The following is a 20,719-nucleotide window of genomic DNA, read 5'->3' as shown; positions in this document are numbered from 1 at the left end:
GCCTCCCGGCCAGGCGGCAGGGCCTCGAACTAATGCCGTAGAGTAATTTTTACCGACCCGGCAATATGTTGGAGGTATAATTTTCCGATGGACCAACTCTCCGCCCTCAAGGAAATTGCCGCCCAGGCCAGCCGCGGCGAACTCAGCTTCCCGACCAATGTCGACGCCACGCTCAAGCTGCAGCGTGCGTTGAACGAACCCGACTGCCATATCGAGATGGCGGCCAGGCTGGTGCAGGCCGAGCCGCTGCTGGCGGCGCGCACCGTCGCGATCGCCAACTCGGTGGCCTACAACCGCGCCGGCCATGACGTCACGAATGTCCGCGCGGCCGTGCAGCGCGTGGGTTTCCGCACCCTGGGTGCGCTGGCGGCCTCCGTCATCGTGCGCCAACTGGCCAGCGGGCTCAAGGACCCGGACCTGCGCGCCCGTGCCGACGCCCTGTGGATCCACTCGGCCCACGTGGCCGCACTCTGCCAGGTGATCGCGCGCCGCGTCTCCTTCGTCGACCCGGAAACCGCGATGTTCGCGGGCATCGTGCACGAAGTGGGCGGCTTCTACCTGCTGTCGCGCGCCGAGGAATTCCCCGGCCTGGTCGATGGCGACGCCGACGAGTGGATCGAGCATGGCGAAGTGGCGATCGGCCGCGGCGTGCTGTCCAAGCTCGGCGTGCCGGTGCCGGTGATGGGCGCCATCGAGGCCCTGTGGAACGGCATGCGCGCCCTGCCGCCGGAAACCTTGGGCGACACCCTGCTGCTGGCCAACGACCTCGCGCCCTTCCCTTCTCCGCTGCACCAGCGCCCCGGCGCCACCACCATGCACTCGGCCGCGACCATCGATTTCATCGCCGGCGAGGGCACCCTGGCCCAGGTGCTGGCGGAATCGGCCGAAGAAGTGAAGAGCCTGACGGCCGCCTTGATCTGACGCAGACATGCCAAAAAAAATGCCCGCTTTAGGGAAGCGGGCAAAGTCCAAAACTAGGGATGTCCTGAAAGAGACGATTCCACTATAGGTCAAGCATGGGCCCGCTTCCGTGCGCTGATTCACACAGCTGCGTTTTTTGCATCTTTTTTCACTTCAATTGCACCAGCGCCAACTCTGATGTGTGCCAGGCAAAAAAAACCCGCTCTCGAGGAGCGGGTGAAGTCCAAAACTAGGGATGTCCTGAAAGAGACGGGTCTACTGTACCGTGCACGCGGCCGCGCACTCCGTACGCTGACTCACGTAGAACGGCATATTTCAACCGCGATGCGATACGGCCGGTAGCGCGCGCCGCTACCGCGGGAAGAATGCCTTGGCGAGACAGGAAGACTTGCCGGATGCTGCAGGTCCGACAACGCTGACCCGTCACGACATGCATCCATCACGCCGCCGTTTCCTCGCCCTGGCCATGGCCGAAGCCAGTCTGCTCACCCTGGCGCCTGCCCGCGCGCTGGCCGCTCCCCTCATCGATAACGTCACCGGCCTCTACCCTGTGGAGGTGGCCAGGGTGGCCGCGCCAGGGAGCACGGCCGACGTTTCCGCCGCGGTCCGCGGCTGGCCGGGGAAGATCGCCGTCGGCGGCGGCCGCTACAGCATGGGCGGCCAGGTCGCCATCGCGGGCGGACTGCACCTGGACATGCGCGGCATGAACCGGCTGGTGAAGCTCGACCCCGCCGCCAGAGTAGCGCGGGTCCAGGCCGGCATGCGCTGGCGCGACCTGCAGGAGCTGCTCGATCCGCACGACATGGCGGTACAGACCATGCAGAGCTATGCCAACTTCACGGTGGGCGGGGCGGTCTCCGTCAACGCGCACGGGCGCTACGTCGGCAATGGTCCGGTGGTGAACTCGGTGCGCGCCCTGCAGCTGGTGCTGGCGGACGGCACGGTCGTGGAGGCCAGCCGCGACAGCCATCCCGCCCTGTTTCGCGCGGCGGTGGGCGGCTACGGCGCCGTCGGCGTGATCACGGAGGTCGAATTGGACCTGGCGCACAATACCAGGGTCGAGCGCGTGGTCACCGAGGTGGCGCTGGGCGACTATCCGGCCTGGTTCCGGCGCAAAGTCATGCGGGGGGACTGCGTTTTCCACAATGCCGACCTGCTGCAGCCCCACTTCGACGCCCCGGTCGCAGTTTCCTGGCACACGAGCGGCAAGCCGCTCACCGAAACCGCCCGCCTGGTGCCGCGCGGCCAGTCCTATTCCCTCGAACAAAACGTTTTGTTCGCCCTGACCGAGCTCCCGGGCGGAGAATTACTGCGCAGCAAGGTGATCCATCCGCTGCTGCTGGACAAGCCGGCGGTGAAATGGCGCAATCACGAAGCCAGCCTCGACGTGGCGGAACTGGAGCCGCGCACGCGCCGGGTCTCGACCTATGTGCTGCAGGAGTATTTCATCCCGGTGCGGCATTTCGCCGCCTTCGCCCGCGCGATGGCCGCCGTTATCCGGCAACATGGGGCCCAGGTGTTGAACGTGTCGGTGCGCCATTCGCCGCCGGATACCACCAGCCTGCTGCCTTGGGCGAAGGAGGAGGTGTTCTCCTTCGTCCTGTATTACAAGCAGCGCACCGGCAAGGCTGCCCGGCAGGAGGCCGGCGCCTGGACCCGCGCCATGATCGACGCCGCCCTGCGCTTCGGCGGACGCTACTACCTGCCCTACCAGCTGCACGCGACGCGCGCGCAGTTCGAGCAGGCCTATCCGGAGGCGGCGGCCTTGCGCAGCCTGAAACGCCAGGTCGACCCGGACGGCAGGTTTTCCAACAGCCTGTGGGCGCGCTACCTGTAAAGGCAAAAAAAACCCGCTCCGGTTGGGGAGCGGGTGAAGTCCAAAACTAGGGATGTCCTGAAAGAGACAGCTTCACTATAGGGAGGGCATCAGGACGGCTCTGTGCGTTACCCAACATAAAGAAGCAAATTGTCACATTCCGGTCGGAACGGCGTAAAAAATGCCGCCGCGGCAGGGCCGGGGCGGCATTTTTCAGGCCGAAGCGCTTAAACGACGGCGCCGTCGGTCTCGTCCTTTTCCTTGACCGGCTTGACCAGGTCTTCGCGCTTCACGCCCAGCCACATGGCCAGCGCCGCCGCCACGAACACCGAGGAGTAGATGCCGAAGCAGATGCCGATGGTCAGCGCCATCGCGAAGTAATGCAGCGCAGGGCCGCCGAACAGCAGCATCGACAGCACCATGATCTGGGTCGAACCGTGGGTGATGATGGTGCGCGAGATGGTGCTGGTGATCGCGTGGTCGATCACCTGTGGCACCGTCATCTTGCGCTGCTTGCGGAACATCTCGCGGATCCGGTCGAAGATGACGACCGATTCGTTGACCGAGTAGCCCAGCACCGCGAGGATCGCCGCCAGCACCGTCAGCGAGAACTCCCACTCGAAGAAGGCGAAGAAGCCCAGGATGATGACGACGTCGTGCAGGTTCGCGATGATCGCCGAGACGGCGAATTTCCACTCGAAGCGGACCGCCAGGTAGACGACCACGCCGATCACCACCATCAGCAGCGCGTTCAGGCCGTTCTCCTGCAGCTCCTTGCCGACGGCCGGGCCGACGTATTCGACGCGCTGCAGGCTGACCAGTTCCTGGCCGGCCGCATTGACGCAGCTGGTGCGGGCGACCGTCTGGCCCTTGTCGGTTTGTACCTGGGTGACCTTCGGCGTGCCCTGTTCGGACGCGCAGACCGCAGTGAAGGCACGGGACGAGGTGTCGGCCTGGGCCGAACCTTCGGCGATCGGCAGGCGCAGCAGGACGTCCTGGGCGGTGCCGAAGCCGGCGACTTCAGGCGCCTCGAAGCCGACGCCGCGCAGCGTGGTGCGGATCTTTTCCTGGTCCGCCGCATGCGGGTAGTGCAGCTCCATCAGCGTGCCGCCGGTGAACTCCACCGAATAATGCAGGCCCTTGGTCGCCAGGAAGAACACGGCTGCCAGGAAGGTCACGACCGAGATCACATTGAGGATCACGGCGTGACGCATGAACGGGATGTCCCGTTTGATCTTGAAAAATTCCATGATTAACCCTGAGTTTCCTGCGTCGTGTTTTGCTTGTTGGGCGTGAAGCCTTCTTTCCAGACCGTGCCGATCGAGATCCCGGTCAGCTTCTTCTTGCGGCCGTACCAGAGGTTGATCAGGCCACGCGACAGGAACACTGCCGAGAACATCGAGGTCAGGATGCCCAGGCAGTGCACCACGGCGAAGCCGCGGACCGCGCCGGAACCGAAGATCAGCAGCGCCAGGCCGACGATCAGGGCGGTCACGTTGGAGTCGAAAATCGTGTCCCAGGCGTGCTTGTAGCCGGCGTTGATCGCCACCTGCGGCGCAGCGCCCGCACGCAGTTCCTCGCGGATGCGCTCATTGACCAGCACGTTGGAGTCGATCGCCATGCCGAGGGTCAGCGCGATTGCCGCGATACCCGGCAAGGTCAATGTGACCTGCAGCATCGACAGCAGCGCCAGCAGGAACAGCACGTTGGCCGCCAGGGACACCGCGCTGATGAAACCCACCAGGTGGTAGTAGACGATCATGAACACCGCGATCGCCACGAAACCCCAAAGAGTCGAATGCAGGCCGCGCTCGATGTTCTCGGCGCCCAGCTGCGGGCCGATCACGCGTTCCTCGATGAACTCCATCGGCGCCGACAGCGCGCCAGAGCGCAGCAGCAGCGCCAGTTCGTTGGCGTCTTCGATGCTGCCGATGCCGGTGATCTGGAAGGTCGAACCCAGTTCCTGGTTGATGACCGGGGCCGTCGGCACGCTGTACACGCCTTTTTCCTTCAGCAGGACCGCCAGGCGCTTGCCGACGTTTTCACGGGTGGCCATGCGCATGCGGCGGCCGCCGTCGCCGTTCAGGTCGATCGAGACGGCCGGCTGCTGGTTCGAATCGAAGCTGGCGACGGCGCTCGAGATGTAGTCGCCGGTCAGGATGATGTCCTTCGACACCACCACCGGGCCGCCGCGGCCTTCGGTGAACAGCTCGGAATTGAGCGGAATGGCGGCCGAGGTCTCGGTGCCCGGGGTCACGGTCGAGTCGACCATGCGCAGTTCCAGGGTGGCGGTGCGGCCGATGATGTCCTTGGCGCGCGCCACGTCCTGCACGCCCGGCAGCTGGACGATGATGCGGTCGGCGCCCTGCTGCTGGATCAGCGGTTCGGTGGTGCCCAGTTCATTGATACGCTTGGACAGGGTGGAGATGTTCTGCTTCACGCCGTCTTCGACGGTGCGCTTGAGCGCTTCCGGCTTGAGGGCGACGGCCAGCTTCAGCTCGGTGCCGTCGGCGGTCTCGGTGAAGGCCAGGTCCTGCGACTGCTTGGCCAGCGTGTTGCGGGCGGCGGTGCGGGTGGCGGCGTCGCGGAAGCGCACTTCGATGGTGTCGCCCACGCGCTCGATGCCGGCGTGGCGGACGTTGGCGTCGCGCAGCTGGCTGCGCACGCTGGCCTGCAGGCCCTTGACCTTGGTGTCGAGCACGGCCTTGCTGTCGATCTGCAGCAGGAAGTGGACACCGCCGCGCAGGTCGAGGCCCAGGTTCATGGGCTTGGCGCCGATCTTTTCCATCCAGGCGGGCGTGTTCTTCGCCAGGTTGACGGTAACGATGTAATCGGGGTTGTTCTTGTCGCGGTTCAGGTCGCGCTCGAGGGCCAGCTTGGCGCGGAACTGGGCGTCGGTGGTGGCGAAGCGGGCGCGCACCGAGGTGCTGTTGCCGGTGCCTTCGAGGGCGATGGCGGTGGCCGGAACGCCGTTGCGCTTGAGCGCATCCTCGACCAGGCCGACGGTGGCGCTGGTGATGTTGACCGTCGTTTTACCGGTGGTGACCTGCAGTGCCGGCGTTTCGCCGAAGTAGTTCGGCGCCGTAAACAGCGCGCCCAGCAGGAGCGCGACGGCGATCAGTAGATATTTCCAGACGGGGTAGCGATTCATGGTTTTCCAGCGTTCTGAGTTGGGCACGCGGCGGCCCAGGGCCGCCGCATTGTGCTGACCGGGCTTACAGGGCCTTCAGGGTGCCTTTCGGCAGCAGGGTCGTCACTGCGTTCTTCTGGACCACGATTTCGGTGCCGGTCGACACTTCCAGGGTCACGTAGGTGTCGGCCACCTTGACCACGCGGCCCAGGATGCCGCCGGCGGTCGCCACTTCGTCGCCCTTGGTCAGCGCATCCATCATCGACTTCAGCTCGCGCTGGCGCTTCTGCTGCGGACGGATCATGAGGAAATACATGACCACGAACATCAGGATCAGGGGCAGGAAGGTGGTCAGGCTACCCATCAGGCCCGGATCGGCTGCGGCGGTGGTTTGCGCGTACGCGTTGGAAATGAACACAAGAACTCCGATTGTGGTGAGATTAAAAAAATTAAGCGGTGTATTCTAGCACCGGCACTGCGGCCGGGGACAATCTGGAGGTATGTAGGTTTGCAATTCCTGATTGCAAGATGTTGCTGGAAATTTAATGCGTAGGGTGGACGGCTTCGCCGTCCACCCTACTAAACGCCGCGCGAGCGGTCGGCCCGGAACTGGATCCGGAACTCATTGAACTTGTCGGCATCGATCGCATCGCGCATCTCCTGCATGATCTTCAGGTAGAAGTGCAGGTTGTGGATGGTGTTCAGGCGCGCGCCCAGGATCTCGTTCGAGCGGTGCAGGTGGTGCAGGTAGGCACGCGAGAAGTTCTTGCAGCAATAGCAATCGCAGCTCTCGTCCAGTGGCGCCCCGTCGTCCTTGTAGCGCGCGTTCTTGATCTTCACATCCCCGAAGCGGGTGAACAGCCAGCCGTTGCGGGCGTTCCGGGTCGGCATCACGCAGTCGAACATGTCGACGCCATTGGCCACGCCCTCGACCAGGTCTTCCGGCGTGCCCACGCCCATCAGGTAGTGCGGCTTGTTTTCCGGCAGGCGCGGGCCGACGTGGGCCAGGATGCGCTGCATGTCTTCCTTCGGCTCGCCCACCGACAGGCCGCCGATCGCCAGGCCCGGGAAGTTGATGTCCTCCAGACCAGCCAGCGACTCGTCGCGCAGGTGCTCGTACATGCCGCCCTGGACGATGCCGAACAGGGCGTTCGGGTTCTCGCCGCGGTTGAACTCGTTCATCGAGCGCTGGGCCCAGCGCAGCGACATGCGCATCGACTTGGCCGCCTCCTCGCTGGTGGCCGGACGGCCGTCGATTTCATAGGGGGTGCACTCGTCGAACTGCATCACGATGTCCGAGTTCAGCGAGCGCTGGATCTGCATCGACACTTCCGGCGACAGGAACTGGCGCGAGCCGTCGATCGGGGAGGCGAACTTCACGCCCTCTTCCGTGATCTTGCGCATGGCGCCCAGCGAAAATACCTGGAAGCCGCCCGAGTCGGTCAGGATGGGGCCATCCCAGCCCATGAACTTGTGCAGGCCGCCGAACTTGTCGAGCACCGCGGTGCCCGGGCGCAGCCACAGGTGGAAGGTGTTGCCCAGGATGATCTGCGAGCCCACTTCGCGCAGCTCGATCGGGTCCATCGCCTTGACCGAGCCATAGGTCCCGACCGGCATGAAGATCGGGGTTTCGATGGTGCCGTGGTTGAGCTTCAGGCGGCCGCGGCGCGCATGCGAGAGGCCGCTGGTGTCTTTTTTAAGGAGGGTAAATTCGAGCATCGGTATTCTATTAGCGTGAACGAGTCGTCAGCAGCATGGCGTCGCCATAGCTGAAGAAGCGGTATTCATTGGCGATCGCGTGCTGGTAGGCCTTGCGGATCTCTTGGTAGCCGGCGAAGGCCGACACCAGCATCATGAGGGTCGACTTCGGCAGGTGGAAGTTCGTGATCAGGCGGGTGACCGTCTTGAAGGTGTAGCCGGGCGTGATGAAGAGGGCCGTATCGTCGCTGCCCGCCTTGAGCTCACCCGACTGCGAAGCCGATTCCAGGGCGCGCAGCGACGTGGTGCCCACCGCCACCACGTCGCGGCCGGCGGCCTTGGCCGCGCGTACGGCGTCCACGGTCTCCTGGGGAATCGTGTACCACTCGCTATGCATCTTGTGGGCCGACAGGTCTTCCACGCGCACCGGCTGGAAGGTGCCGGCGCCCACGTGCAGGGTCACGTAGGCGAACCCGATGCCCTTCCCGGCCAGGCGATCGAGCAGGGGCTGGTCGAAGTGCAGGCCGGCGGTCGGCGCGGCCACGGCGCCCGGCTCCTTCGAGTACACGGTCTGGTAGCGCTGCTCGTCGAATTCGTCGGCATTGTGCTCGATATAGGGCGGCAGCGGCAGGCGGCCGTGGGCCTCGATCAGCTCGAAGACGTCGCCTTCGAAATGCAGGGTGAAGAACTCGCCGGCGCGCTCGCCGGTCGTGACGTCGAAGGCGTCGGCCAGGCGGATGCGGTTGCCGGGCTTTGGCGACTTCGAGGCGCGCACCTGCGCCAGCACGGTGCGGTGGTCCAGCACCCGTTCGACCAGCACTTCGACCTGGCCGCCGGTTTCCTTGACGCCGAAGAAGCGCGCCTTGAGCACGCGCGTATTGTTCATCACCAGGAGGTCGCCCGGCTGGAGCTGGTCGACGATGTCGGCGAAATGACGGTCGGTGATCTGGTCGCCATCGAGCTGCAGGAGGCGTGAGGCGCTGCGATCCGGCAGCGGCAGCTGCGCGATCCGCTCTGGCGGCAGGTCGAAATCGAAATCGGAAAGCGAGTACATTGTCTTCAATTCTGGGAAAATGGATGCTGACAGCCTTACAATAGAGGCTGCAATGCGTGCGGCGAACCCTCTATTTTACGCCAGCATTTGCTCAATTGCCGCAATATGCCCGCCACCAAGACCACATCCGCACCCAAAACCATCGAATCCAAGCTCGCCCGGCTGGGCCTGCGCACCGATATGGACCTGGTGCTGCACCTGCCGATGCGCTACGAGGACGAGACCAAGGTGGTCACGATCCGCGAAGCATCCATGCGCGGGCTGCAGACCTGGCAGGTCGAAGGCGTCGTGGTCAGGAATGAAATCACCTACAAGCCGCGGCGCCAGCTGCTGGTGCAGATCGCCGACGCGACCGGCGAACTGCAGCTGCGCTTCATGAATTTCTACGGCAGCCAGGTCAAGCAGATGTCCGAAGGCGTGCGGATCCGCGCACGTGGCGAACTCAAGCACGGCTTTTTCGGCGCCGAGATGGTCCACCCGACCTATAAGGTGATCAACGAAGGCGCGCCGCTGCCGACCTCGCTCACGCCGGTCTACCCGGCCGGCGAAGGCCTGTCCCAGACCGTGATGCGGCGCGCGATCGCCGACGCCATGAAGCGCGTGGACTGGCGCGACACCCTGCCGAATGCCTTCCTCTCGCGCCTGCAATTGTGGGACTTCGAGCCCTCGGTACGCCTGCTGCACTACCCGCCGGCCGACGTCGACGAATACGCCCTCACCGAGAAAAGCCACCCGGCCTGGACCCGCATGAAGTTCGACGAGCTGCTGGCGCAGCAGCTGTCGCTGAAACGGGCCCAGCGCGCGCGGCGCGAAAAGGGCGCGCCCCAGCTGCGCGCGGTGGGCGAACTGTCGGAGGCGTTTCTCGCCGCCCTGCCCTTCCAGCTCACCGGCGCCCAGCAGCGCGTGGTGCAGGAAATCCGCGCCGACCTGCGCGAGGGTTATCCGATGCAGCGCCTGCTGCAGGGCGACGTCGGCAGCGGCAAGACCGTGGTGTCGGCGCTGGCCGCCGCCCAGGCCATCGACAGCGGCTACCAGGCGGCCCTGATGGCGCCCACCGAGATCCTGGCCGAACAACACTTCCGCAAGATCGCCGCCTGGATGGAGCCGCTGGGCGTGAAGGTGGCCTGGCTGACGGGCAGCCTGAAGAAAAAGGAAAAGGACGCGGCCAAGGAGCTGATCGAATCGGGCGAAGCCAGGCTCGTGATCGGCACCCATGCCCTGATCCAGGACACGGTGCAGTTCGCGAGACTGGGCCTGGTAATCGTCGACGAGCAGCACCGCTTCGGCGTCGGCCAGCGCCTCACCTTGCGCAACAAGGGCAGCGACGGCCTGGTGCCGCACCAGCTGATGATGTCGGCCACGCCGATCCCGCGCACCCTGGCCATGACCTATTACGCCGACCTCGAAGTGTCGGTCATCGACGAGCTGCCGCCGGGCCGCAGCCCGATCGTCACGCGCGCCATCGACCAGAACCGGCGCGACGAAGTGATCGAGCGGGTGCATGCGGCGGCGCAGGAAGGCCGCCAGGTCTACTGGGTCTGCCCGCTGATCGAAGAATCGGAAGTGCTGCAGCTGCAGACCGCCACCGAAACCTACGAGACCCTGGCCGAGGCCCTGCCGGATCTCACCGTGGGCCTGGTGCACGGGCGCATGAAGCCGGCGGAGAAGCAGGTGATCATGGATGGCTTTTCCAGCGGCGAGGTGCACGTGCTGGTGGCCACCACCGTGATCGAGGTGGGCGTGGACGTGCCGAACGCCTCCCTGATGGTGATCGAGCACGCCGAACGTTTCGGTTTGTCGCAGCTGCACCAGCTGCGCGGCCGCGTGGGCCGGGGCTCGGCTGCGAGCGTGTGCCTGCTGCTGTATCAGAGCCCGCTGGGCCAGGTGGCCAAGCAGCGCCTGCTCACGATGCGCGAGACCACCGACGGTTTCGAGATCGCGCGGCGCGACCTGGAGATCCGCGGCCCCGGCGAGTTCCTGGGCGCGCGCCAGTCGGGCGAGGCAATGCTGCGCTTCGCCGACCTGGAAGCCGACCAGTGGATCGTGGACAAGGCGCGCGACGTGGCGCAGTACCTGCTGGACAACGGCGACCGCCCGGAATACATGGCGGTCATCGATGCCCACCTCACGCGCTGGCTGGGTGGGCGTGAAGAGTTCCTGAAGGTCTGATTCTGTAGGGTGGGCGGTCCCCGCCCACGCGTTCAACTCACGGATGCCCTGTGGCTGATCATGCTTCAGTTGAACGCGTGGGCAGAACCTGCCCACCCTACGAACACCAGAATGCTGCTTATTGCAGGCGCAGCTTCAGTTCCTGCGATGCCTGCTGCAGGGCGCTCTTCACGGCCGGCACATCGCTCAAGGCATTGAGCAGGCCGAAGTCGTGGATCATGCCGTTGTAGCGCACCGATTTCACCTCGACGCCGGCGGCATCGAGCTTGCGGGCATAGGCTTCGCCTTCGTCGCGCAGCACGTCGAACTCCGCGGTCTGAACCAGCGCCGGCGGCAGGCCTTTCAGCTGGGCGGGCGTGGCCTGCAGCGGCGCGGCGTAGATCTCGCGGCGGGCGTTCGCACTGCGGGTGTAGTTATCCCAGAACCAGGTCATCATGTCGCGGGTGAGGAAGTGGCCGTTGGCGAACTCCTTGTACGAGCCGGTCTCGAAGTTCGCGTCGGTGACGGGCCACAGCAGCACTTGCGAACGCAGCTTCGGCGCGCCCTGCTCCTTGGCCATCAGGCTGACCACCGCCGCCATGTTCCCGCCCACGCTGTTGCCGGCCACGGCGAGTCGCTTGCCGTCCACCCCGATCTGCGCGCCGTTCTCGGCCACCCAGCGCGTGGCGGCATAGGCTTCGCGGATGGCGACGCCGTAACCGGCTTCCGGCGAGGGCGTGTAGTTCACGAACACTGCCACCGCGCCGGAGCCGGCAACCAGGTCGCGCACCAGGCGTTCGTGGGTCGGATAGTCGCCCAGCACCCAGCCGCCGCCGTGGAAGAACATGAAGGCAGGCAGGACGCCCTTGCCGCCCGCCGGGCGCACGATGGTCAGCTTGACCGGCTTGCCGTCGAGGACGACGGTCTTCTCGCTGACTTCGGCCGGCGCCAGTTTCGCTTTGGCTCCTGCCTGCGCGCCCACCAGCACGGCGCGCGCATCCTGCGGGCTCAGGGTTTCGAGCGGCTTCCCGCCTTCGATCGCTTTCAGGAAGCCGGCGGTCTGGCGTTCGACGCCCGGCAGGCTGGCGGCCCCGGCATGGGTAGCGGTAGCGGCCAGGAGGGCGGCGGCGAGGATGGTTTTCACGGTGTTCATGGTCATGTCCTTTGCTGGTTAATTAGATCGTGCACTACTTATTTATTTCGCTTCGGCGGCCTGCTCGATGAGCCGGGCAACCGCTTTCGGATGGGAGGTCATCACCACATGGGATGCGCCCGGAATGGCAACGGTCTTGCGCGATTTGGCGCGCTCGGCCATGAAGCCCAGCGCCGCGGCAGGGATGTTCTTGTCACCGGTGCCGTAGACGAAGTACGAGGGCAACGTTTTCCATGCAGGGCTCGGAGCGGCCTCGAGCAGGGCGGCTTCCGCGATGGGACGCTGGGCGACAGCCATCAGCTCGGCCTGCGCTTTCGGCAGATCGGCCGCGAACTGTTGATGGAATTTATCCTGCTGGATGTAGAAATCCTTGCCGCCATCCGCAAGCGCGACCGGTGCGGCCAGCGCGCTGCCGAGCGTGCCGCCCGGGAAGCGTCCCGACAGCTCGAGCGCCGTCTCGCCCTGCTCGGGTGCGAAGGCCGCCACATAGACCAGGCCCTTGACGTTCGGGAGTTCCTTCGCCGCCGCCGAGATGACGGCGCCGCCGTAGGAGTGGCCTACCAGCACCACCGGTCCCTGCACGCTCCTGGCGATATTGGCGACCGCCTGCGCATCGCCCTGCACGCTGCGCAGCGGATTGGCGGCGCCGATCACGCTGTAGCCGTCGGCGCGCAGTTTGGCCGCGACGCCGTTCCAGCTGGTCGCGTCGGCGAAGGCGCCGTGAACGAGGATCACGGTCGGTTTGATGGCGGCCGCCGGCGCTGCGTGGACCGGCAGGGCGGCGCCTGCTGCGATCGACAGGGTGAGGGCGAGGTGCTGGATGGCTTTCATGGTGACTCCTTATATTGTCTTCGATTAGATAGTGCGCTATTTATTTTTGACGCCGGGGATCATTGATCCTCGACCTGCCACAACTGCTGATCAGTCCGGGACGCTTGCCTTGCCGTGCATTCCCTACCGATGCAGCGCAGTTTATATAGCGCACGATTAAATAGCAAGCGATTTTTGTCGCATGACTAAAAAAAATCATTGGCGTGACATTCGGTTAGACATCCGCCCCACGCGAAAGGATATCGTGGCGGCTCGCTCGTCCGGCTGCGCAGCCGGCCCTTTCATCCAGCAGGTCTCATTTGCCATGCCCATCTTCGGACTCGGACTCCACCTGATCATCGCCATCTTCTTCGCCGTCCACGCCGTGCGCACGGGACGGCCGATGTATTGGCTGCTGATCCTCTTTTCCTTCCCCCTGCTCGGCAGCATCGTCTATTTCGCGGCGGTGTTCCTGCCGCACTCGCGCCTCGAGCGCCAGGCGCGGATGGCGGGCCATGCGCTGCAGAAGAAGCTCGACCCGGGCCGCGACGTGCGCGAAGCGCGCCAGGCCTTCGACCTGACGCCCACCGCGCACAACCGGATGCGCCTGGCCGGCGCCCTGCTCGACGCCGGGCAGACGGCGGAGGCGGTGGCGCAGTACGACGCCTGCCTGCAAGGCCCGTTCGCGGGCGACGCCGAAGTGATCCTGGGCGCCGCACGCGCGCACATGGCGCACGGCCAGGCCGCGGCGGCGATCGCGCTGCTGCTGCCCCTGCGGACACGCCAGCCGGCTTTTCGCCCCGAGGAAACGGGATTGGCACTGGGACGGGCCTACACCGCCTGCGGCCAATGCGCCGAGGCGGGCGAGCAGTTCATCGCGGCCGCGGAACGCTCGGGCAGCGTCGAAGCGCGGGTCGAGCTGGCTCTATGGGCGCTGGCCAACGGCCAGCAGGCGGTGGCCCAGCGCGAACTGACGGAGATCGCGCATGCGCGCAAGCACATGACCAGGCATGCGCTGGACCTGCACGGGGATTTGCTGCGCAGGCTGGACGCCGTGGCGGCGCGCTGATCAGGTGCTGATCGCTCTGGTGAAGGTCAGCCGGTTCCCGAACGGGTCCGCGACCGACATGTCGCGCGAACCCCAGGGCGTGTCGCCGATGCCGGGACGCGCATAGCCGTACTGCTTCGCCGTGAGCTCGGCGTGATAGGCATCGATGTCGTCGACCTGGATCCGCATTCCCGCGCCGGGGCAGCAGTCGCCATGGTGCTCGCTCAGGTGCAGGATGCAGCCGTCGCGCGAGACCTGCAGGTAAAGCGGCAGGCCGGGTTCGAAGCGGTGCTCCCAGTCGACCTGGAAACCGAGGAAGCCGACGTAGAACTCGCGCGCCTTGGCTTCGTCGAAGATGCGCAGGATGGGGGTGATGGGACCCATGGCGGCTCCGCGGGAAGTGGATGGCCGTCCAGTATTCTCAGGCGGCGAGCAGGTGTCAACTCACCGCGCATGCGGCGTGCCTACAGGCGGTCGCTGTCGTAGACCAGTCCGATCTGGCGCCGCATCTCGTCGAGCACGCCCATCAGCGCCAGCGTTTCCTCGAGCTTCATGGCCGGGCTTTCGGTGAGGCCGGCAAGGAAGCAGCGCTGCGCCTCGATCGCTTCGTGCACATAGCCGTTGCCGAGGTAGGGCGTGTCGATGGTGCGCGCGCTGCCGTCTTCCAGCACCACGGTCACGGATTTCGCGTGGTGGAAGCGGGTATTCATGCGCACGTGGCCGCGCGTGCCCGACACCGTCAGCTCGCAGGGCGTGCGCGCCTTGAAGGAGCAGCTGCTGACCGAGATGGCGCCGCCTTCGTGCTTGAGCGTGAAGCCGGTCTGCACATCCACGCCGGTGGGGCCGAGTTCCGCCTGGGCCTTGATCTCGGCCACGGGCCCCAGCAGGGCGCTCGCGATCGACAGCGGATAGATGCCGAGGTCGAGCAGTGTGCCGCCGCCGAGTGCCGGATTGAAGACGCGGTGCTCGGGGCCAAAGTCGGCGGTGAAGCCGAAGTCGGCCACCACCTGGCTGACTTCCCCGATTTCACCGGAAGCGATGATGCGCTTGACCTCCTCGAAGCCCGGCAGGTAGCGCGTCCACATCGCCTCCATCAGGAACAGGCGGCGGCTGCGCGCCAGCGTGACGACCTGCTCGGCCTCGCGCAGGTTCATCGTGAACGGTTTCTCGACCAGCACGCCCTTCCCGGCGCGCAGCGCCATCAGGGCATTGCCGGCATGCTGGGGATGGGGCGTGGCGACGTAGACCAGGTCGATGCCCTCGGCTTCGGCCAGCGCCTCGTAGGAGCCGAACGATGCCAGCGCGCCAAACTCCTGCGCGAAGGCCTCAGCCTTGTCCTGGCTGCGGGAAGCCACGCCGGCAAGGACCGCACCCGGCACGTCCTTCAATGCGGTGGCGAAGGCACGGGCGATCTTGCCCGTGCCGAGGATTCCCCAGCGTACTGCTTCAACCATTGCTTGTTCCTTTCAGTTCGTCGTCCGCTTCGGGCGGAAGACGCTGGTGTCGAGATAAAAGTCGCGGTCCTGCGCCGGCCACCAGCCGGGCACGCCCAGCACGGGCAGCGGTGTGAAGCTGGACGTCGTCAATCCTTCTTCCACCAGCCGGTTCGCCACGTGGGCGTCGATCCAGGCGCGCTGCGCTTCGGGCGCCAGTGCGAACACATCATCGCCGGCATGGACGACCAGCGTATGTGCGGTGATCGCCTTGCGCGGCGCCACCAGTTTTTCCATCAGCGCGTGGCCGAACAGCGAGATTTGCACATCGACGCCGAACATGGCGCGCTTCTCGAACAGCGCGGCCAGCCAGCAGTGCCCGCGCAGCTCGTCCACCAGGGCGCGCCCGGCGCTGCCCTCGCGCACCAGCAGCAGCGCGGCGTTCTCGTCGAAGATGGTGGCGGCGTCGCGCGCCGGACCGCGCGACTTGCCCACGCCGGCCTGCGCGATCTGGGCCGCCTGCAGGGCGTTCAGCTGGCGCTTGATGAGCGGGAAGGTCTGCCACACCAGGCCGTTGAAGAAGTCGTGCAGGTTTTCGCGCGTGGGCACCTGGCCGGTGGCGCCGATGAATTCCTCGTAGGCCGTCCCCTCGGGCAGCATGGCCTGGGGCACGAAACGCAGCGGCAGGCCCAGGTGGTTGACCAGGCCGAGCGACGCCGCGTTGCGGTTGAAGGCGTCGAGGAAGTCCTCTCCCGCCAGGGCCAGGCGCTCGAAGCCCGGCCGCACCGTGTCGTACCAGGGGCGCGACCAGTCGATGCAGGCCAGCATAGGGATGGCCAACCCCGCTTACGCCATCTTCCAGTGGATGGTTTCGCCGGCGTTGAGCGGCACCAGCTGGTGCTCGCCGAAAGGCACGCTCTCCGGCAGGGTCCAGTCGCGGCGCTCGAGGGTGATGGTGCCCTCGTTGACCGGCAGGCCGTAGAAGGCCGGGCCGTTCAGGCTGGCGAAGGCTTCGAGCTTGTCGAGTGCGCCGGCCTGGGCGAAGGCTTCGGTGTACATCTCCATCGCGTGCAGGGCGGTGTAGCAGCCGGCGCAGCCGCAGGCCGCGTACTTGGTGTGCACGGCGTGCGGCGCCGAGTCGGTGCCGAGGAAGAAGCGCTCGTCGCCGCTGGTGGCGGCCGTGACCAGCGCCAGGCGGTGTTCCTCGCGCTTGAGCACCGGCAGGCAGTAATAGTGCGGGCGGATGCCGCCGCGGAAGATCTCGTTGCGGTTGTAGAGCAGGTGGTGGGCGGTGATGGTCGCGCCGATCGGGCCTTCGGCCTCGGCGACGTACTGCGCCGCTTCCTTGGTGGTGATGTGCTCGAACACGACCTTCAGCACCGGCATGTCGCGGCGCAGCGGGCGCATCACGCGCTCGATGAAGACGGCCTCGCGGTCGAACAGGTCGATGTCGTTGTCCGTCACCTCGCCGTGCACCAGCAGGGGCATGCCGACTTCCTGCATCACTTCCAGCACCTTGTAGCAGTTGCGCAGGTCGGTCACGCCGGCGTCCGAATTGGTGGTGGCGCCGGCCGGGTAGAGCTTGACCGCATGGATGAAGCCGGTGTCGGCGGCGCGGCGGATCTCGTCCGGATCGGTGTTGTTGGTCAGGTAGAGCGTCATCAGCGGCTCGAACGACACCCCTTGCGGCAGCGCGGCCAGGATGCGGTCGCGGTAGGCGCTCGCCGCGGCGGTCGTGGTGACCGGCGGCTTCAGGTTCGGCATCACGATCGCGCGCGCGAACTGGCGCGCGCTGTGCGGCAGCACGCTGGCAAGGGCCGCGCCGTCGCGCAGGTGCAGGTGCCAGTCGTCGGGGCGGGTGATGGTGATGGACTGCGGGATTTCAATCGGGTCGATGGTGGGCATGGCGGCTCTCGGAGAACGAATCCCGCCATTTTACCCTTTGGGAGTAGCAAGGGGCGTATGGCAATTTTTCAGCATAAGCCCGCCTGGCGGCCGAATTAATGTCGGGATTTTTTACACTTTACAATGAGAAAGTATTATCAAAAGGAAATTTCTTTTTAAAAACAAATGCCTATTATTTCTGGCCCGAAACTTGCATATCTCAAAAGGCCGAGCCGACAGTGGTCATGCAGGTCGCCAGTGCCGGCATCGCTTCAATAACAAACTAGATATAACCGGAAAAGAGACACACATGAAAAACCTGAAGAAACTGCTGAAACTCGTCCCCCTGCTGGCCGTCGCTTACGGCAGCTCGGCACAAGCCCTGGAATTCAAGTTCAATTACAACCCCAACATGGACGCGCGCGCCCTGAAAGGTTTCCAGGAGGCGGCCAAACTGTGGTCCAACGTGCTGAAGGACGACGTGACGGTCGAACTGAACATCGGTTTCTCGACCCTGGGCACCGGCATCCTGGGCTCGACCGGCTCGACCCGCGTGACGAGCAGCTACAGTGATTTCCGCGAAGCGATGGTCCTTGACGCGAGCACCGCCACCGACAGGAAGGCAGTCGCGGGCCTGAAGGACGGCCCGGCGCTGAAGGTGGTCATGAACGGCACCAACGTCAATCCGGCCGGCGTCGGCAGCGGTACGCCTTTCCTCGACGACAATGGCAATGCCAACAACACCACCATCCGCATGACGATGGCGAACGCCCGCGCCCTGGGCCTGTGGTATGCGGAAGGCGGCGGCTACAGCGACGCATCCATCACCTTCAGCGACGCCTGGAACTGGGACTTCAATCGCATGGACGGCATCGCCTCCAACGCCTTCGACTTCATCGGCGTCGCCGCCCACGAAATCGGTCACGCGCTCGGCTTCGTCAGCGGCGTCGACACGCTTGACCTGAACCGCTCCGGCAATTTCTCGGACGCCCTGTTCACCTACATCTCGCCGACCGACGTGTTCCGTTGCTCGGACCTGAGCCGCGCAATGGGCGGCGACCTGGACTTCTCGGCCGATAACCGCACCAAGTACTTCTCGCTGGACAACTGCAAGACCACGCTGACCACCTTCTCGACCGGCCGCACCTACGGTGACCGCCAGCAGGCCAGCCACTGGAAGGACAACCGCGACATCGGCATCATGGACCCGACCGGCGCCTACGGCGAATACATGGACATCACCGCCCTCGACTTCATGATGTTCGACACCATCGGCTGGAACTTCGTTCCGGAACCGGGCAGCATGGCCCTGCTGGGCTTCGGCGCCGTCGGCCTGGCCGCGGCACGCCGCCGCCGCGCCAAGCAGGCCTGATCGACAGGTCCGGCACGATTGCAGACGGCGCCCTGCGGGGCGCCGTTTTTATTGCCGCGCCCGGCTAGTGGATGATCCGCGCCAGGAACTCACACGCCCGCTCCGAGCGCGGCGCCGCGAAGAAGTCCTCCTTGGGACTGTCCTCGACGATGCTACCGTGGTCCATGAAGACGATGCGGTCGGCCACCTTGCGCGCGAAGCCCATCTCGTGGGTCACCACCATCATCGTCATGCCGTCCTGCGCCAGCCCGACCATCACCTCGAGCACCTCGCCGATCATTTCGGGATCGAGCGCGGAGGTCGGTTCGTCGAACAGCATGGCCACCGGATCCATGGCCAGGGCGCGCGCGATCGCCACGCGCTGCTGCTGGCCGCCCGAGAGCTGGCCCGGAAACTTGTCCTTGTGCGCCAGCAGGCCGACCCGGTCGAGGTAGGCCAGGCCACGCTCGAGCGCTTCCTCCTTGCCGCGTCCCAGTACCTTGACCTGGGCCAGTGTCAGGTTTTCGCGTACCGACAGGTGGGGGAAGAGCTCGAAATTCTGGAACACCATCCCGATGCGCGCGCGCAGCGCCGGCAGATTCGTCTTCGGGTCGCCCACTTCGATGCCGTCGACCCGCACCCGGCCTTCCTGGAAGGGTTCCAGGCCGTTGACGGTCTTGATCAGGGTCGATTTGCCCGATCCGGACGGCCCGCAGACCACGACCACGTCGCCACGCGCCACGCGGGTACTGCAATCCTTCAGCACCTGGAAACCGCCGTACCACTTGCTGACATTCTCGATATCGATCATCTGTTGTACTCGTGTAAGCGTGCTTGACAGCATTTCTAGCGACAAGGATACTTCGGAACTTGCCTTACCGACCAGAACGACTCACCGTTCTCCTTACGATCAAACCCCAATTATTCGCCTTGCGACAGTGCCATCCCCTGCCGCGGGTTACGCACAGGTCCACGAGACAGGAAGCATTATGGATAAAAAGAACCGCCTGACAACCTATATCCTGGTCGGCCTCGTGCTCGGGATCGTCGTCGGCTACGTGGCCAACACCAGCTTCGAGAACCCGGCCGGGTTCGCGGACACGATGGCCCTGATCACGACCATGTTCCTCCGCCTGATCAAGATGATCATCGCGCCGCTGGTGTTCTCGACCCTGGTGGTCGGCATCGCCAAGATGGGCGACGCCAAGGAAGTCGGCCGCATCGGCGTCAAGGCGCTGGGCTGGTTCATCATCGCTTCCGTCATCTCGCTGTCGCTGGGCCTGGTCCTGGTGAACCTGTTCCGTCCGGGCGACGCGATGGCCCTGTCGGGCGCCGTGCCGCCGGTCGGCGCCTCCTCCGGCATCACCACCAGCAGCCTGACTCTGAAGGACTTCATCACCCACCTGATCCCGACCTCGATCTTCGACGGCATGGCCAAGAACGAGATCCTGCAGATCGTCGTGTTCTCGATCTTCTTCGGCACCGCGGCCGCTGCCGTCGGCGCGCGCGCCACCCCGCTGATCGACGCGGTGGACGGCATCGCCCACATCATGCTGAAGGTCACCGGCTACGTGATGAACTTCGCACCGGTCGCCGTGTTCGCGGCCGTGGCCGGCGTGATCGCCAAGAGCGGCCTGGGCGTGCTGTCGACCTACGGCATCTTCATGGCCGAGTTCTACCTCGGCATCACCCTGTTGTGGGTGGTCCTGATCGCCATCGGCGGCATCTTCCTGGGCCGCCGCGTGCTGCGCCTGATCTCCGAGCTGAAAGAGCCGACCATCCTGGCCTACACCTGCGCTTCCTCGGAAGCGGCCTTCCCGAAAACCCTGGAAGGCCTGGAGCGCTTCGGCGTCAAGAACCGCCTGGCCGCCTTCGTGCTGCCGATCGGCTACTCCTTCAATCTGGACGGCTCGATGATGTACTGCACCTTCGCGGCCGTCTTCATCGCCCAGGCCTACGGCATCGAGCTGGACCTGGCGACCCAGATGACCATGATGCTGGTGCTGATGCTGACTTCGAAGGGCATGGCCGGCGTGCCGCGCGCCTCGCTGGTTGTGATCGCCGCCACCCTGGCCCAGTTCAACATCCCGGAAGCGGGCCTGCTGCTCCTGCTGGGCATCGACCACTTCCTGGACATGGCCCGTTCGGCCACCAACGTGATCGGCAACGGCATCGCCACCGCCGTCGTCGCCAAATGGGAAGGCGACCTGGCCGATCCGAACAAGGATCCGGCGGTCGCGCCGCTGCGCTAAGGCGTCACGATAGCGCTTCAG

Annotated in this window: 18 protein-coding genes; 6 read left to right on the top strand and 12 right to left on the bottom strand. The window is 65.3% G+C overall.

Annotation, left to right across the window (positions count from 1 at the left end; all coding sequences use genetic code 11):
• Positions 1 to 87: 87 nt before the first annotated feature.
• Together ACQ7JA_RS20410 and ACQ7JA_RS20405 are read left to right on the top strand one after the other, a co-directional pair.
• Positions 88 to 921 (top strand): HDOD domain-containing protein, encoded by an 834-nt coding sequence (locus ACQ7JA_RS20410; RefSeq protein ID WP_430901111.1) that lies wholly within the window; start codon positions 88 to 90, stop codon positions 919 to 921.
• A gap of 430 nt (positions 922 to 1,351) precedes the next feature.
• Positions 1,352 to 2,758 carry an FAD-binding oxidoreductase gene (locus ACQ7JA_RS20405; protein ID WP_430901109.1) on the top strand — a complete coding sequence of 469 codons (1,407 nt, stop codon included), beginning with the start codon at positions 1,352 to 1,354 and terminating at the stop codon, positions 2,756 to 2,758.
• 206 nt (positions 2,759 to 2,964) lie between these two features.
• Here ACQ7JA_RS20405 and secF read toward each other — a convergent pair whose 3' ends face one another.
• The 5 genes from secF to queA form a co-directional block, all read right to left on the bottom strand.
• Positions 2,965 to 3,987: a protein translocase subunit SecF gene (gene secF, locus ACQ7JA_RS20400; RefSeq protein ID WP_430901107.1), complete on the bottom strand. Its 1,023-nt coding sequence runs from the start codon at positions 3,985 to 3,987 to the stop codon at positions 2,965 to 2,967.
• A 2-nt stretch (positions 3,988 to 3,989) separates the two neighbouring features.
• A complete protein-coding gene (gene secD / locus ACQ7JA_RS20395; RefSeq protein WP_430901105.1) occupies positions 3,990 to 5,888 on the bottom strand; it encodes a protein translocase subunit SecD in 1,899 nt (632 codons plus the stop codon).
• A 64-nt stretch (positions 5,889 to 5,952) separates the two neighbouring features.
• A complete protein-coding gene (gene yajC, locus ACQ7JA_RS20390) occupies positions 5,953 to 6,285 on the bottom strand; it encodes a preprotein translocase subunit YajC (protein WP_430901103.1) in 333 nt (110 codons plus the stop codon).
• Between the two features lie 161 nt (positions 6,286 to 6,446).
• On the bottom strand, positions 6,447 to 7,586 hold the full coding sequence (gene tgt / locus ACQ7JA_RS20385) for a tRNA guanosine(34) transglycosylase Tgt (RefSeq protein ID WP_430901096.1): 1,140 nt from the start codon (positions 7,584 to 7,586) through the stop codon (positions 6,447 to 6,449).
• Positions 7,587 to 7,596: 10 nt separating this feature from the next.
• Positions 7,597 to 8,619 (bottom strand): tRNA preQ1(34) S-adenosylmethionine ribosyltransferase-isomerase QueA, encoded by a 1,023-nt coding sequence (queA, locus tag ACQ7JA_RS20380; RefSeq protein WP_430901094.1) that lies wholly within the window; start codon positions 8,617 to 8,619, stop codon positions 7,597 to 7,599.
• 105 nt (positions 8,620 to 8,724) lie between these two features.
• Here queA and recG point away from each other — a divergent pair, with 105 nt between their 5' ends.
• Complete coding sequence (recG, locus tag ACQ7JA_RS20375) at positions 8,725 to 10,788, top strand: ATP-dependent DNA helicase RecG (RefSeq protein ID WP_430901092.1); 2,064 nt, start codon at positions 8,725 to 8,727, stop codon at positions 10,786 to 10,788.
• A 118-nt stretch (positions 10,789 to 10,906) separates the two neighbouring features.
• On the opposite strand, the gene ACQ7JA_RS20370 is transcribed toward recG, so the two are convergent.
• Together ACQ7JA_RS20370 and ACQ7JA_RS20365 are read right to left on the bottom strand one after the other, a co-directional pair.
• Positions 10,907 to 11,920, bottom strand: a complete 1,014-nt coding sequence (locus tag ACQ7JA_RS20370) for an alpha/beta hydrolase (protein ID WP_430901090.1) — start codon at positions 11,918 to 11,920, stop codon at positions 10,907 to 10,909.
• A gap of 42 nt (positions 11,921 to 11,962) precedes the next feature.
• Complete coding sequence (locus ACQ7JA_RS20365) at positions 11,963 to 12,751, bottom strand: alpha/beta fold hydrolase (protein ID WP_430901088.1); 789 nt, start codon at positions 12,749 to 12,751, stop codon at positions 11,963 to 11,965.
• 304 nt (positions 12,752 to 13,055) lie between these two features.
• On the opposite strand from ACQ7JA_RS20365, the gene ACQ7JA_RS20360 reads away from it, so the two are divergent.
• Complete coding sequence (locus ACQ7JA_RS20360) at positions 13,056 to 13,799, top strand: tetratricopeptide repeat protein (protein WP_430901086.1); 744 nt, start codon at positions 13,056 to 13,058, stop codon at positions 13,797 to 13,799.
• Here ACQ7JA_RS20360 and ACQ7JA_RS20355 read toward each other — a convergent pair whose 3' ends face one another.
• The 4 genes from ACQ7JA_RS20355 to pyrC all read right to left on the bottom strand — a co-directional run bounded on the left by ACQ7JA_RS20355 (position 13,800) and on the right by pyrC (position 17,116).
• A complete protein-coding gene (locus tag ACQ7JA_RS20355) occupies positions 13,800 to 14,162 on the bottom strand; it encodes a glyoxalase superfamily protein (protein ID WP_430901084.1) in 363 nt (120 codons plus the stop codon).
• Between the two features lie 80 nt (positions 14,163 to 14,242).
• Positions 14,243 to 15,232 (bottom strand): Gfo/Idh/MocA family protein, encoded by a 990-nt coding sequence (locus tag ACQ7JA_RS20350; RefSeq protein ID WP_430901082.1) that lies wholly within the window; start codon positions 15,230 to 15,232, stop codon positions 14,243 to 14,245.
• Between the two features lie 12 nt (positions 15,233 to 15,244).
• Positions 15,245 to 16,039, bottom strand: coding sequence for a DUF3025 domain-containing protein (locus ACQ7JA_RS20345; protein ID WP_430901297.1), 795 nt, complete (start codon positions 16,037 to 16,039; stop codon positions 15,245 to 15,247).
• Between the two features lie 18 nt (positions 16,040 to 16,057).
• A complete protein-coding gene (gene pyrC / locus ACQ7JA_RS20340; protein ID WP_430901080.1) occupies positions 16,058 to 17,116 on the bottom strand; it encodes a dihydroorotase in 1,059 nt (352 codons plus the stop codon).
• 289 nt (positions 17,117 to 17,405) lie between these two features.
• Here pyrC and ACQ7JA_RS20335 point away from each other — a divergent pair, with 289 nt between their 5' ends.
• On the top strand, positions 17,406 to 18,467 hold the full coding sequence (locus tag ACQ7JA_RS20335) for an NF038122 family metalloprotease (protein ID WP_430901078.1): 1,062 nt from the start codon (positions 17,406 to 17,408) through the stop codon (positions 18,465 to 18,467).
• Positions 18,468 to 18,531: 64 nt separating this feature from the next.
• Here ACQ7JA_RS20335 and ACQ7JA_RS20330 read toward each other — a convergent pair whose 3' ends face one another.
• Positions 18,532 to 19,257, bottom strand: a complete 726-nt coding sequence (locus ACQ7JA_RS20330) for an amino acid ABC transporter ATP-binding protein (RefSeq protein ID WP_430901076.1) — start codon at positions 19,255 to 19,257, stop codon at positions 18,532 to 18,534.
• A 178-nt stretch (positions 19,258 to 19,435) separates the two neighbouring features.
• Here ACQ7JA_RS20330 and ACQ7JA_RS20325 point away from each other — a divergent pair, with 178 nt between their 5' ends.
• Positions 19,436 to 20,698 carry a dicarboxylate/amino acid:cation symporter gene (locus ACQ7JA_RS20325; protein WP_430901074.1) on the top strand — a complete coding sequence of 421 codons (1,263 nt, stop codon included), beginning with the start codon at positions 19,436 to 19,438 and terminating at the stop codon, positions 20,696 to 20,698.
• Positions 20,699 to 20,719: the final 21 nt, after the last annotated feature.

This window comes from Massilia sp. BKSP1R2A-1, assembly GCF_050586525.1.
Taxonomy (GTDB): Bacteria; Pseudomonadota; Gammaproteobacteria; order Burkholderiales; family Burkholderiaceae_D; genus Telluria.
The sequence above is the reverse complement of the archived record's forward strand: the minus strand, read 5'-3'. Positions and strand labels throughout refer to the sequence as shown.